Here is a 13,762-nt window from a genome sequence, read left to right on the forward strand (position 1 = left end):
CCTATCCTTTCGGCGACCAGAGTAGCGGTGTCAGCTCCGATACATCGACATCCCGATGCTCATCCGGCACAACGCCCAGCATCGGCCCCACTCTTTGAACAACCTTGCGCACGACTGGAGCAGCCGTCCAACCGGCAGTCCTTTGAAAACCGGTTTCGGCATTGCCTTTGGGTTCATCAAGCATCGCGATAACCACATAGCGCGGATTATCCATCGGAAAGGCAGCAGCAAAGGTCGAGACCAGCGATGTTTTGGCATAGCCGCCATTGGATGGCTTTTCAGCCGATCCGGTTTTGCCACCGATCCGATAGCCTGGTGCGTCCGCCTTGCGACCCGTCCCATTGGATACGATCATCCGCAGCAATTGCCGCATCCTTGCACTTGTTGCCGCCTTGAACACGCGGCGACCCTCCGCTTCTTCACCAGGTTCAACTTTAAGCAGCGTGGCCGGACGCCAGATGCCGCCATTCACCAAGGCAGCATAAGAGCTTGCCAAATGGAGCGGCGTAACGGCAATGCCGTGACCATAAGCAACCGTCATATTGGTCACACGGCCCCAACGCTGCGGCCAGAGCGGCTTTCCCCGCTCCGCTAGTTCGATGTGCGGACGCTCATCAAAGCCGAGACGGCGGATCATATGTTCCATACCTTCTTTACCAAGATTGTCAGCCAGCCGGGCAGTGACAATATTGGAACTGTGAACCAGCGTTTCCGGCACATTGAGATAGCGGTTCTGACCATGATCATCTTTGATCGTAAAACCAGCAACCTTAATCGGCTCTGTAGCATTATATCGTACAGCCAAGTCGGTAACAGTTCCGGCGTCGAGGGCAGCTGCAACAGTCAACGGCTTAAAGGTCGATCCCAGTTCAAACACGCTCTGCGTGACCTCATTGGTCTGATATTTGATCGTCTCCTTGCGGATCTTGTTGGGATCAAACACGGGGAGCGACGCCAACGCCATTACTTCACCCGTATGAACATCGAGTATGATGCCAGCCGCACCGCGCGCTTCATGCGCTGTCATCGCGACCATCAATTCGCTTTCCAATGCCGCCTGCACGCGGCTGTCTATGGATAGCATGGCCGGCGTTCCACGTGTGTTTTCAGCCTTCAGGCGATCATTGAGCGCACGCTCCATGCCCATCACACCTTCGCTATCCGCATTAACATACCCCAGAACATGGGCCGCCAGATCGCGCTGTGGATAGAGACGCTCATTCTCCCTGGGAAACTCTATGCCAATTTCGCCCAATGCATGAACTTGCTTTACTTCCTTAGGCAGCGCCCGACGGCGGAGATAAGTTGGCCGCGAGCCCTCAAGCTTTGCAAGGAATTCTGCCGCGCTTGTGTCTGGAAAAAGATCAGCCAATTGCCGCGCCAATAAAGCTTTGTCACCCAGTACCCGCTCCGGAACCACGCGAATGGCATAGCCTCTTATGGTGCGCGCCAATGGCACTCCATTACGGTCAACAATATCACCCCGTACAGGCACAAAGGCGGAGCTTGACATTCGGGTCGGCTGGGCATCTTCCAGGATACCGAAGCTGATCAACCGCCCAACCACAACAGTGAAAATCGCCAGAAATACAAGCAACAGCACCATCAATCGAAAGTGGGCACTGGCTGCTAATTCCTTATTTTTCCCGGAAAACTGGACTTTTCTGCTGCTGGCCAGAAGAGTCGTCATTGAGCAAGGCTCCCTGCCTGCTCACGACCCGCTCTCGCCGCAAGCTGCCTGACCAAGCCATCATCAAGAAGCTTCGCCTCCATATCTGCGACCCGCCTGGTTTTGGTCTCACGCAATTGCTGAGCCGTCGGCACATTTTCATCTGTTGCAACAACAGCTACCTGTTGAGCGGTAACGGCTTCGCCTGTTCCGGTATCGCTTGTTCTGGCTGAAGCAGTCGGAAATACCGAGCCAATAATTCCAGCTGGCTTGACATCGTCCATCGAACTAATGACCGCCACCTTCACGGGTTTTCGCAAATTCGCCTCACCGAGATTCGCAAGCGCACGTTCTCCATCCAGATATTGCGACGCATTGGGCGAAACGTAACCATATTCCAGTTTGTTCCAATGCTCCAACTGGCGCAGATTCGCCCGTGCACTGAATTCTGTTTCCAGGTAACGAATTTCCTTTTTGAGCGATACGATTTTACTGTCAGTGCGCGCCAGGTCACTGCGCAAAGTGGCCACGCTGAGAGACAACGGATAGAGCAATATCGCAACCAGAAAAACCAGCGCAAGCCATCCGATACCTTCAAGACGTTTCACTGCCAATTTCATTGATCGCCTCCCATCGTCGCTTGACTTGGCGCGTCGGAGCGCACCGCTGATCTGAGGGTGGCGGAGCGGGCTCGGGGATTAGAGACCTGCTCCGCCCCGGTCGGGCGCACCAGTTTGGCTGGTTTATGAAAGGTGGGCGCCGGCCGTTTTTCGGAAACTTGGGGTAAGTGGCGCGAGCCAGCGGATTTTTGGCCGCTGCGATCACGCAGAAAATTTTTGACAATACGATCTTCAAGACTGTGGAAAGTCACGATGGCCAGACGCCCGCCGGGCTTCAGCAGGCGTTCCGCAGCGACCAGACCATCTTCGAGTTCACCCAACTCGCGGTTGATATGAATTCGAATTGCCTGAAATGTTCGCGTTGCAGGGTCTTTTTTGTCGCCGGGCTTGTGCCCCAACGTCTTGCGGACCAGATTTGCCAACTCGGAAGTCCGGGTAAGCGGACGAGCATTCACGATCGCTTTGGCAATTTTGCGCGAACGCCGTTCCTCGCCATAACGATAGATAACATTCGCGATCTCTTCCTCTTCTGCCTCATTTAGAAAATCAGCAGCGCTCGGCCCGTCTTGCGACATGCGCATGTCCAGCGGACCGTCTTTCTGAAAAGAGAAACCGCGCTCCGCCTGGTCCAACTGCATAGACGACACGCCGATATCCAGCGTCACGCCGTCAATGTCTTCATCGCAAAGAACCTCTGCCATTTGCGAATAAAAAGCGTGATGCAAGACCAGCTGGCCTTCTGAGGCTTCCACTAAAGCCTCGCCACTGGCAATCGCATCGGGATCCTGATCAAAGCCATGTACTTTTGCACCAGCCGCGATCATCGCCATGCTGTAGCCGCCGGCGCCGAATGTGCCGTCAACATGCGTCTCGCCCGGGGTAATGGCGAGTGCATCGATGACTTCATCGAGCAACACTGGAACGTGAGCCTTGGAGGTTTCGGGTGCAGCCGTCTTTGGGGTCATTTCTTTTTCCCCAATTCGCTCAGATGAAACTCCACCAGACGCTTGTCCACCGGAACATCGTCAGTGGTGTCCAGCAGCGCCTGAGGTGCCCAAAGGCAAAATGTCTTGCCGATGCCATGGAAGATGACATTGTCTTTCAGACCACCGATGGCTTGCAACATGGGCGGCAGAACAAAGCGCCCACTTGCATCGAAACTCAATTCCTGCAGCGACGAGAATTTGCGGGCGCCAGCGGCATCGCGATCATAAGGCTCTGACCGGGCGATGGCGATTTCTTCTTCCTTGTCGATTTCGGCAAGCATGTCGATTTTGCGGCTGAGGCCAAAACCGACGAGGCAATCCCATTTTTCGTGTTTGCCGAGACACAGGACGCGGCCATCACTGCTGGCGATCAGATCTTTACGCAGAAATGCAGGAACGGAAAGACGACCCTTGTCGTCTATCGCGGATATTCCCGATCCTGAATAAGCATAATTGCCAGACACAGCCTCAATCCCTCAACAGTATCGAAAGGCAAATCTCGCTTGTTGGGAGAAGCGCGCAGTGAGCCGCTCCCGAAACACCAGAATCCCGGACAGGAAATTTACCCCGATAACGGAATAGAGTTAACAGGGGAAAGCCGGGGATGGAAGGGGATTTTGCGGGAATTTAGGGGAATTTACGGATCAAAATGCCTATCTATTTGATTTATATGTATTTTATTTTCCCGACCTCTCGGCGGAAGCCACCAAAATTCAGTTTAGTCGTTGTAAACATAGCAAATATCCCATCGGAACAGCATTGAATTGCGCCGGAATCACGTGCCATTACGCAATTCGGCGATAAATATGTCGGTCAATTCTCTGGCATCACCCACTTGTTCGTCATCACTCTGCTGTTCGGGATTCGTCCATAAGGCATCGTTCAGAAAATCGGCATCAGCCAGAATAATCACCTTTCCCTCGCCCACTTGGCAACTTGCCATGACATTGGCTGTGCTCAGCACACAGCTGCTTCTATCCGCACCTTTATCGGCGCCTCGTTGCGGCAACAATTTGAAAGTTCCGATACCGGCTGTCGATATGGTTACGCCGGAAAACTCCAGCTCCACGCCCCCCGACCCCGCTTCATCCGGCGCTTGCAGTTCCAGGCCCCAGTGCTCCAGCAACGGCGACAACAGGCCAGATGCCAGCGGTCGTCGCTTGTCGCCCAGCGACAATTCGGTTGGCCATATCAGCATGGGGTCAGTCAGGATAATCGCTTTTCCGCCTGCCCTGACCCAGGCATCGACCGCAGCTATATCGGCTGGTGCCATAGCTGGCGGCTGTGCCAGCAGCACAATTTCTGCATCAGATTCGTCCAGCCCTTCAAAACTATCAACCGCGATAATGTCATGCTGTTGCTGCCAATAGGTGTAAATTGGCGCAGCCGACGTCTTGCCGTCCAGGATTGTTTCCATCGAGGCGCCTTCGCCCCAGATGATCGGCAGACTCGTCATTAACTGGATTTTGGCTGGCGCACTGTTTTCAGCGGAAACATTGGTAGCTGCCGGACTGCATTGCATCAGAAAGCCTGCCGCCAAAAGACAGGCCGCTATGACAGTGATCCGGCGCAAGGATTATCGCTCCTTGTCCATCGGCGCTTCAAGCTTGGGATCAGGTTCCAGATCAGGAACAACTTGCGCGCGTGTGCCAGGAACGGTTGGTACCGGCTTGACAACGTCGTCCTCTTGAACGGGCGCCGGCGTAATTCCCATTTCTGCCAAAGGTTCCGCCGGAGCCTGCGCTTGCACGGGTGCGGGCTCGGCGTCCACTATAAGTCCGCGCGTACTATCCAGTGCCTCGGCCTGAATTTCCTCGATCGCCGACTGTTCATCGCTGGCCCGTTGCAAGACAAAATTGGCGATGCTCACGACCATTAATACCGCTACCAATCCGACCACGCCAACTTGAATGCGCTGCATCGTGTCCTGACTGTCACGCTCTTTTCTGGCATCGGGGGTTTTCGGATCTTCAATCATCATCTAGCAGCCAGGGGAACACCGGCAATCCTTTCTCTTTCAACCAATCGGCATTGTAGAGCGACGACAAATAGCGAAAACCGGTATCACACAGGATTGTCGCAACCTTGCTGCCTGGCCCCAATTCTTTGCCCAAGGCAATAGCACCGGCCACATTAATCCCGGATGAGAGGCCCAGACATAACCCCTCTTCCTGCAGCAAGCGCGCAACCCATTTCATGCCTTCTTCGTCGCTGATGCGATATTGGGTATCAATCGGCGCTTCTTCAAGATTACCGGTAATCCGGCCTTGCCCTATACCTTCGGCGACACTGCTGCCCTCGGACTTCAGCTCGCCATGGGCATAGTAATTATATAGCGCCGCGCCATGCGGATCAGCCAGACCGATTTTCACATTTTCGTTTTTTGCCTTCAGACCCATGCCGACACCGGCAATCGTTCCGCCTGTACCAGCCGCGCAGACAAACCCGTCGACTTTGCCATCCAGCTGTTCCCAGATTTCTTCTGCAGTCGTTTCAATATGGGCGCGGCGATTGGCAACATTATCGAACTGGTTGGCCCAAACGGCGCCCTCGGTTTCTTCCGCCAGGCGGCGAGAAGTATGCACGAAATGGCCGGGATTGGCATAAGGCGCGGCGGGCACCAGAACCAGTTTTGCACCCAGCGCGCGAAGCGTATCCATTTTCTCCCGGCTCTGTGTTTCGGGCATGACAATTGTGGTCTTGTAACCCTTGGCGTTGGCGACCAAAGCAATACCGATACCGGTATTTCCGGCTGTGCCTTCAACGATCATGCCGCCGGGTTTCAACAGGCCGCGTTCTTCAGCATCCTGCACAATGAACAGGGCAGCGCGATCTTTCACAGACGCGCCGGGATTGGCGAATTCACATTTGCCATAGATATCGCATCCCGCTTCCGCACTGGGACCAGCGAGACGGACGAGTGGTGTATTGCCGATCAAATCGAGCGTATTGGGTAAAATATTCATGCTGCCTTCCATAGTCGGGTCGACCGATGACGACAAGCGGGGACAATTTGGGCGGGGCAAAGCACAGCTTTAACGGCCCTATATCTTTTCCGCTTTTCCCAAAGCGCTTTGCGCACGAAGTTGACAAAGTGGACACAGTTCCTTTGCACCTTTTTGGCAATCTTCATCAGACCAAAGTTCACACAATTCACAGGTGATTTAGAGACCATGGCTATATTGCGAAGTTGACAATGTGCACACACCCCAATGGCGCTTTGTCCACTGGATCGCATCCTTTCAAAGTTCACACAATTCACACCCTGTGGTTCGGGCAATCTGTTGTAAGATATCGGGCGCGCAGGACAGGATTGAAATGGCAAGATCATGGCTGACATTATATCGGATAAGGACCGGTGTAGGACAGACATTTTTGCATTATGGAAGAGGATAGGATCGCCTGATCGTCCATGCTCACCGGTCGCGTCGCCATTCTCCCGGCGGCAAGCCTTCGACCGTCCAGTCTCCGATACTCCAACGCACCAGCCGCAAGGTCGGATGCCCAACCGCTGCGGTCATCCGGCGCACCTGCCGGTTGCGACCTTCCCGGATCGTCAGCCTCAGCCAGCAGTCCGGAATATTTTTGCGCACCCGTATCGGCGGATCACGCGGCCACAACGCTGGGTCGTCGATACGATCGACATCAGCCGGGCGTGTCAGGCCATCCTTGAGCTGAACACCTTGCCGCAATTGATCAAGCGCCTGTGCATCGGGCTCCCCTTCCACCTGCACCAGATAGGTTTTCGGCATCTTATATTTCGGGTCGGCAATCCGCGCCTGTAATTTGCCATCACTCGTCAGCAGCATCAGCCCTTCGCTATCGCGGTCGAGCCGGCCAGCAGGATAAACGCCGGGCTGGTCAATAAAGTTCGACAAAGTCAGCCGCTCCGTCGGACTCCCGCGGTCGGTAAATTGCGGTAGCACGCCAAAGGGTTTGTTGAACAATATGAGGTCCGGCATGCTGTATCTGTGGCATTGATGACCGGCAGGAGCAAACGAATAGCATCTGCGGCCAGACAGAAATTTATCGGATAGGCGAACGCATCCGGTTTCCCTATGGAGCCTCCATGCAATTCAAAAATTTTGATATCGCGGCCTTTCTTCGGGACAGCTGGCAAAAGAAACCATTATTCCTGAAAAACCCGTGGACCGCTTGGCACAATCCGATTGAACCTGACGAGCTGGCCGGACTGGCCGTTGAGGAGGGGATTGAATCGCGCCTTGTCATCCGGTCCAACAACGCCTGGCAACTGGAACATGGTCCGTTGCCCGATGATCGCTTTGACACACTTGGCAACAAGCACTGGACCTTGCTGGTGCAGGCCGTCGATCATTATGTGCCAGAGGTTGCCGCCCTGATCGAACCGTTTCGCTTTATTCCCAATTGGCGGATCGATGACGTGATGGTGAGCTTTGCTGCGGAGGAAGGCGGGGTCGGCCCGCATTTTGACCAATATGACGTGTTTCTGATTCAAGGCGCTGGCAAACGCCGCTGGCAGGTCGGCGGCCATTGCGACGAGAACAGCCCGCTAATGCCGCATGACGAATTGCGTCTGCTCGCCGATTTTGAAGCCGAGGAAAATTTTGTCTGCGAGCCCGGCGATATCCTCTACATCCCCCCGGGTGTCTCGCATAATGGCGTCGCGATGGGCGAGGATTGCATGACCTATTCCGTCGGCTTTCGTGCGCCATCACGCAGCGATCTTATCGGCCATTGGGCCGATGATCTGCTTGCCGAGATGCAGGATGATGATCGTTATGCCGATCCCGAATTGGCGATCCAGTCCAATCCCGGCGAGATATCTTCGGGCGCGCTGGACCGGCTGCACGCCATGATCACCGAGAAAATGGGTGATCGCCAAGCCTTTGCGCGCTGGTTCGGTCAATATAGCAGTACGCCGAAATATACGGAAATGGATTGGCAGCCAGAGCAGAAATTGGCGCCGCAGGAGCTGCGCGAAAAGCTCCAGCAAGGCGTTCCGTTACGTTGCAATCCGGCGAGCCGTTTTTCCTTCATTCGGACAGATGCCGAAAAATTGCTGCTGTTTGTTGACGGTCAGACAATGGAATGCACAGGCGATGCGATCCCCTTTGCCGAAATCCTTTGCGCCGAAGCATTGGTGACAATGGACGAACCGTTTGCAATTTCAGACAGCACGATCAACCTGATCGTGGACCTGTATAATCGCGGGAGCGTGGCGTTCGAACCATTGGATTAGCAACAGCCGACCCCGCGAACCTGTCAACTCAGATCAAATTTTTCCGGCACCATCTTGGCCAGCATTTTCTGGCAGGCCGTCAGGTTGCGCTGAAAAATTTCATGCGCGTTCATCGCATCCAGAAACGCCGCCAGTGCCGGCCATTTTCCTGCATCCAGCGGTTCAGCAATCAGGTCGGTCTGCATCAATTGGGCAGCAATGGAGATATCGGCAATGGAGAGCTGATCCCCCAGAAAATGGTTCCCGCCGTCCAGCTGCCCTTCGAGATAATCCCACAGCGGCGGCAGCTTTTCATTCCATGTCTTGCGCGCGGTTTCCAGATCCGGTTCCTTGCCGGTCATCGCTGAAAAAATGATCGGCCGGAATACGCCGCCACCGCCATTCATCGCCAAAGCGCTGTCAGCAAATTCCTCCAGCCACAGAGCGCGGCCATATAAATAGGGATCGGCAGGATAGGCTGCGGGCTGTGGGCATTTCTTTTCCAGATAGCCGCACATGGCCGAGCTGTCCGCGATCGTACCGGCCGTTCCCTCGGTGCCAACCGTCCTGTCGCGCAAGGCGGGAATCCGGGCCAGCGGGCTTATCTCCAGATACCAGTCCGGCATCGCCATGATATTGATCGCCACACAATCATAGTCCAGCCCCTTGAGCGCTAGCACCGCCTCTGTCTTGCGTTGAAACGGGGATAAAGGCGATCCGTAGAGAATATATTCAGCGGTCATGGATGAGGCTTTCTGTTGATTTTAGCGGTGTGTTTGTGGCTGCCTATCAGCGATCAGCAGCGGCCAATGTCAACCGGCATTTTAATTACCGATATTCAATCTTGACTGAATCCGCCGCCTGCTTCGCAAGTGCCCGAGCTGCATCAGTATCGGTTCCTGTGGCCAAGGCAACAGCCATGCGGCGATAGGGCCGGGTAACGGGTTTGCCGAATATCCGCACATCCACTTCAGCGTCCTTGTTGCCCAAGGCCAGGGCACGGGCAACGCCGGTGAACGCGAAACTTTCACTGTCCCGGTCTGCGAGGATCACGGCGCTCGCGCTGGCCGGCGCTGTGAGCCCGATATGCGGGATTGGCATCCCCATGATCGCCCGGGCGTGGAGGTCGAATTCGGTTAGATTCTGGCCGATCAGGGTGACCATGCCGGTGTCATGGGGACGGGGACTGAGCTCGGAGAAGATCACTTCGCCGGTTTTCGTTACAAAAAACTCGACGCCAAACAAACCATATCCGCCGAGATTATCGACCACCTTGCGCGCCATATCTTGCGCCGTGGCGAGCGCGTCGTTCGACATCGCGGCGGGTTGCCAGCTTTCCTGATAATCGCCGCGTTCCTGACGATGGCCGATGGGCGGGCAGAACAGCACGCCCTCGCCCGTGCGGATTGTCAGCAGGGTGATTTCATAGTCAAAGTCGATAAACTGCTCGACAATCACCCGCGCGCGGTCGCCGCGCATATTATCGACGGCATAGGTCCAGGCGGCTTCCAGCGCGTCGGCGCTGTCCACTTTGCTTTGCCCTTTACCGGAGGAGGACATCACCGGTTTGATGACCAGCGGCAGACCGATATCATCGGCAGCGGCCTGCACCTCGGCAAAGCTTTCGGCATAGTGATAGCGTGATGTCGTGAGGCCGAGCTCCTGAGCGGCCACATCGCGGATGGCGTCGCGGTTCATTGTCAGCTGGGTCGCGCGCGCAGACGGCACGACATTGAAACCTTCCGCCTCCACTTCGGCAAGAATTTCGGTGCGGATGGCTTCGACTTCTGGAACGATGAGATCAGGCTGATGCTTTGCGATCGCAGCGCGCAGCTTTTCGCCATCAAGCATAGAGAAAACTTCATGCGCATCGGCAACCTGCATTGCCGGCGCGGCGGCATAGGCATCGCAAGCGATCAGATAGGCGCCGAGACGCTTTGCGGAGATAACAAATTCGCGGCCCAGTTCGCCCGAACCGAGCAGCAGGATTTTTTTGGTAAAGGTCATGGGTTGCGTACTAACGCGGATCGAAAGGTACGTCATGCCTCATTTTTCTCTCCCCTTGAGGAAGAGAATAGACTTGGTTTGGCAGCTTGCTGCTTAACAAGTCTTGGAGAGGGGTGGGCGGCCATATTTCACCATCGCGTTATACCCCTCACCGACTCCGACTAGGCAGGCAAGCTGCCAAGTCTCCGTTGTCCTCTCCCTCAAGGGGGGAGGAATCAATTATCAAGCCCCCTCGGCCATCATTTCCGCCATTCTGCGGTTTATCTCTTCCGGACTGACATCTTCAATATGAGTCGACAATGTCCATTCATGACCAAACGGGTCTTTCACCCAGCCGGACCGATCGCCATAAAATTGATCTTCCACGGGCCGCACCGCCGTCGCACCAGCCGCAATCGCCTTGTCGAACGCGGCATCGGCATCCTCTACATAGATCATCAGACTGCTGGTGGCGCCGCCCCTCGCCTTGGGACCCAGCTTGTCCATATCGGGAAATTCATCGGACAGCATGATGTGGGTATCGCCGATCAAAATATCCGCATGGCCGATCTTGTCGCCCATCGGCATGCGCATGACTTCCTCGGCGCCAAAGGCATTTTTATAGAAATCGATTGCCGCCGCCGCATCATCGACGGTCAGATAGGCAGTGACGCTATGATAGCCGTCTTCCTTCCACTGGGTCATATTTCCTCTCCTCACCAGAATGCAAATATGTAGCAAATTTACATCACCTTGGCGAATTAGCAATTTTAGAATTGATATATCATATCATTTCTATTATCCGGTCTCTCGATTGTTCCCCAATTCAGAAAAGAGTAGTCCGTGTCCCATCACAAATTCCTGACTTCCGCCGCTATTATCCTTCTGCCTGCTTCACCCGCCTTCGCCCAGTCTGGTCAACAGACCGAAACCGGCGATGATTTTCATAATGACGACGCGATCGTCGTGACCGCGCCCTATGTCGACCGGATTGACATTTTGGCCGGCACGTCCGTGTTGACTGGTGATCAACTCACCCAGGATTTGCGCGGACAGATTGGCGACAGTCTGACCAAATTGCCCGGTGTTTCCTCCACCAGCTTTGCCCCCGGTTCTTCCCGCCCTGTCCTGCGCGGCTTTCAAGGACCGCGTGTCCGGGTGCTGACCGATGGCATCGGGTCTCTCGACGCGTCCAATACTTCAGTCGACCATGCTGTGTCTATTGACCCGCTAACCGCACAAAGTATTGAGGTACTGCGCGGACCGGCGGTACTTCTGTTCGGCGGTGATGCAATCGGCGGCGCGGTCAACGTGATCGACAAGCGTATCCCCCGCGATGTTCCTGATGAAGCCTTTCACCTCGATGCCGTCGGTGGCTATGGCAGCGCGGCCAATGACTGGAGCCTCGGCGGATCCCTCGATGTGCCGCTGACCGAGTCGTTGGTTTTCCATATCAATGGCAGCTACCGCAATACCGACGATCTCGACATACCCGGCTTTGTGCTGGCGCCGGAACTGCGCAGCGAAGTGCTGGCGCAAGCGGCCGAAGAAACGGAAGAAGGCAATCTTGATGAAGCAGCCGAGCTAACCGAAACCGCCAATCAGCGCGGCACGGTGTTCAACACCGCTAGCGAAACCATCAATGCCTCCACCGGCCTCGCCTATATTACAGAAGGCGGCAATATAGGCTTTTCGGTCAGCTATTATGACACGGATTATGGCGTCCCCTCCCGCCCCGGCGCGGAACATGCCCATGAAGATGGGGATGATGACGGCGATGAAGAGGAGGAAGAAGGTCCAGTGACCATCGGCCTCGAACAGTTCCGTGCTGATCTCCGCGCCGGGGTTAATCTGGGCGATGGTTTCTTTGAATCGCTCAACTTGCGCGCCGGCTATTCCGACTATGAACATACCGAATTTGAAGGTGATGAAGTTGGAACAGTCTTTGAGGTTGAGGGAATCGAAGCGAGGGCAGAATTGGTTCAGAATGAACGCAATGGCTGGCGCGGTGTGATTGGTACGCAGCTTTTGGTGCGCGATTTCAACGCAATTGGCGCCGAAGCCTTCGTGCCCAAAAACAGCATTGAAAGTTGGGCTCTGTTCACTGTGCAGGAAATTGATCTCGGCAATTTCGAAGTCGAAGCCGCTGCGCGTTTCGACCATGTCGATGTAGAGTCCAGCATTGTCGATTTTGATCGCAGTTTCGACAGCTTCTCAGGCGCGTTGGGCTTTGCCTATGCCCCGGATGACAATGGTCTGAGACTCGGCGTCAATCTCTCCCGCTCGGAGCGCGCTCCATCTGCGGAAGAGCTATTGTCCGACGGCCCGCATATTGCCACACAGGCGTTTGAAATCGGCAATCCCAATTTCACCACCGAAAAAAGCTGGGGCGGTGAGCTCTATGCCCGCTGGAATTCGGAAGATATCCAGCTTAGCGCAACCGTTTATGCCAATTTTTTCGATGACTATATCTTTGAAACGGAAACTGGCGAAGAAGAAGACGGTTTGCCGGTTTTCCAATTTTTTCAAGAAGATGCGACCTATTACGGCTTTGAAGCCTCCGCATCCTTCGTTGTCGCCCGCGCAGGCGGGTTTACCTTCGTCACCGACGGGGTTGCCGACTATGTCCGCGCGAAAATCAAGGATGGCGGCGGCCCCGTTCCGAGGATCCCGCCGTTGCGGCTGCTCGGCGGTATTAGTGCCCAAAGCGATTCTCTCGATCTGCGGGCGGAACTGGAATGGTCAGACAGTCAGAATCGTGTTTCGACATTTGAAACACCAACCGACAGCTTCACTATGGTCAATGCCTCCGCTGCCTGGCGGCCTTTGGGGAAAGATGGCGGTGTAACGCTTCTTGCCTCGGCCAATAATATCTTTGATGTGAAAGCGCGTCGTCATGCCTCGTTCACGAAAGATTTTGTACCGCTGGCAGGTCGTGATATTCGTATCAGCGCGAAGTTTAGTTTTTAGCCGGAATCGGGGTGCTCCAAATTCCTGCTGAAAACGCAGGATCAGGAGTTACCCATATGCGCAAAATAATCGCTTCTATTGCCCTTTCATCGGCGCTTTTGCTGGGCGCTTGCAACACTGTGCAAGGTGTCGGGGACGATATAAAATCCGTTGGCCGGGCCGGTGAACGGGCGATCGATTAATTTAATCCATCAGGAGACGAATCATGCGCAAGATTTTGGCATCATTGATTATTTCATCAACCCTCGTGCTCGCGGCCTGTAATACAGTCCAGGGTGTCGGAAAGGATATCGAATCGGTCGGCCGGGCCGGCGAAGATGCGATAAACTAG

At 55.0% G+C, this 13,762-nt stretch carries 15 protein-coding genes; 4 read left to right on the top strand and 11 right to left on the bottom strand.

All coding sequences use genetic code 11. The annotated features are described in order from the left end of the window. Position 1 precedes the first annotated feature (1 nt). The 8 genes from ACO6S1_RS20050 to ACO6S1_RS20085 all read right to left on the bottom strand — a co-directional run bounded on the left by ACO6S1_RS20050 (position 2) and on the right by ACO6S1_RS20085 (position 7,237). Complete coding sequence (locus ACO6S1_RS20050) at positions 2-1,690, bottom strand: peptidoglycan D,D-transpeptidase FtsI family protein (RefSeq protein ID WP_422344292.1); 1,689 nt, start codon at positions 1,688-1,690, stop codon at positions 2-4. Beyond that, the gene (locus tag ACO6S1_RS20055) at positions 1,687-2,289 is read right to left on the bottom strand and encodes a colicin transporter (protein ID WP_422344293.1); all 603 of its coding nucleotides are present in this window, start codon (positions 2,287-2,289) and stop codon (positions 1,687-1,689) included. Before ACO6S1_RS20055 ends, ACO6S1_RS20050 begins: the two co-directional genes overlap by 4 nt. Further along, positions 2,286-3,254, bottom strand: a complete 969-nt coding sequence (rsmH, locus tag ACO6S1_RS20060; RefSeq protein ID WP_422344294.1) for a 16S rRNA (cytosine(1402)-N(4))-methyltransferase RsmH — start codon at positions 3,252-3,254, stop codon at positions 2,286-2,288. The genes ACO6S1_RS20055 and rsmH overlap by 4 nt, the downstream gene beginning before the upstream one ends. Continuing rightward, positions 3,251-3,739 (bottom strand): division/cell wall cluster transcriptional repressor MraZ, encoded by a 489-nt coding sequence (locus ACO6S1_RS20065; protein ID WP_348385364.1) that lies wholly within the window; start codon positions 3,737-3,739, stop codon positions 3,251-3,253. Before ACO6S1_RS20065 ends, rsmH begins: the two co-directional genes overlap by 4 nt. A gap of 311 nt (positions 3,740-4,050) precedes the next feature. Next, positions 4,051-4,848 (bottom strand): Gldg family protein, encoded by a 798-nt coding sequence (locus tag ACO6S1_RS20070; RefSeq protein ID WP_422344295.1) that lies wholly within the window; start codon positions 4,846-4,848, stop codon positions 4,051-4,053. Between the two features lie 3 nt (positions 4,849-4,851). Beyond that, positions 4,852-5,256 carry a hypothetical protein gene (locus tag ACO6S1_RS20075; protein ID WP_422344296.1) on the bottom strand — a complete coding sequence of 135 codons (405 nt, stop codon included), beginning with the start codon at positions 5,254-5,256 and terminating at the stop codon, positions 4,852-4,854. Continuing rightward, entirely contained in the window at positions 5,246-6,241 is a 996-nt protein-coding gene (locus tag ACO6S1_RS20080; protein ID WP_422344297.1) for a cysteine synthase A, read from the bottom strand. Before ACO6S1_RS20080 ends, ACO6S1_RS20075 begins: the two co-directional genes overlap by 11 nt. 450 nt (positions 6,242-6,691) lie before the next feature. Next, on the bottom strand, positions 6,692-7,237 hold the full coding sequence (locus ACO6S1_RS20085; protein WP_422344298.1) for a pseudouridine synthase: 546 nt from the start codon (positions 7,235-7,237) through the stop codon (positions 6,692-6,694). 107 nt (positions 7,238-7,344) lie between these two features. On the opposite strand from ACO6S1_RS20085, the gene ACO6S1_RS20090 reads away from it, so the two are divergent. Further along, positions 7,345-8,496: a JmjC domain-containing protein gene (locus ACO6S1_RS20090; protein WP_422344299.1), complete on the top strand. Its 1,152-nt coding sequence runs from the start codon at positions 7,345-7,347 to the stop codon at positions 8,494-8,496. Between the two features lie 23 nt (positions 8,497-8,519). On the opposite strand, the gene ACO6S1_RS20095 is transcribed toward ACO6S1_RS20090, so the two are convergent. From ACO6S1_RS20095 to ACO6S1_RS20105, 3 genes are all read right to left on the bottom strand, one after another. Beyond that, positions 8,520-9,218: a glutathione S-transferase family protein gene (locus ACO6S1_RS20095; protein ID WP_422344300.1), complete on the bottom strand. Its 699-nt coding sequence runs from the start codon at positions 9,216-9,218 to the stop codon at positions 8,520-8,522. Positions 9,219-9,303: 85 nt separating this feature from the next. Next, on the bottom strand, positions 9,304-10,482 hold the full coding sequence (gene purT / locus ACO6S1_RS20100) for a formate-dependent phosphoribosylglycinamide formyltransferase (RefSeq protein WP_422346251.1): 1,179 nt from the start codon (positions 10,480-10,482) through the stop codon (positions 9,304-9,306). A 222-nt stretch (positions 10,483-10,704) separates the two neighbouring features. Continuing rightward, on the bottom strand, positions 10,705-11,166 hold the full coding sequence (locus ACO6S1_RS20105) for a VOC family protein (protein ID WP_422344301.1): 462 nt from the start codon (positions 11,164-11,166) through the stop codon (positions 10,705-10,707). 138 nt (positions 11,167-11,304) lie between these two features. Here ACO6S1_RS20105 and ACO6S1_RS20110 point away from each other — a divergent pair, with 138 nt between their 5' ends. From ACO6S1_RS20110 to ACO6S1_RS20120, 3 genes are read left to right on the top strand one after another with little or no spacing between them, the layout of a single operon-like run. Beyond that, positions 11,305-13,431 carry a TonB-dependent receptor gene (locus tag ACO6S1_RS20110; RefSeq protein ID WP_422344302.1) on the top strand — a complete coding sequence of 709 codons (2,127 nt, stop codon included), beginning with the start codon at positions 11,305-11,307 and terminating at the stop codon, positions 13,429-13,431. Positions 13,432-13,487: 56 nt separating this feature from the next. After that, entirely contained in the window at positions 13,488-13,613 is a 126-nt protein-coding gene (locus ACO6S1_RS20115; protein ID WP_108810735.1) for an entericidin A/B family lipoprotein, read from the top strand. Positions 13,614-13,636: 23 nt separating this feature from the next. Beyond that, entirely contained in the window at positions 13,637-13,762 is a 126-nt protein-coding gene (locus ACO6S1_RS20120) for an entericidin A/B family lipoprotein (protein ID WP_422344303.1), read from the top strand.

This window comes from Parasphingorhabdus sp. (genome assembly GCF_965233695.1).
Lineage (GTDB): Bacteria > Pseudomonadota > Alphaproteobacteria > Sphingomonadales > Sphingomonadaceae > Parasphingorhabdus.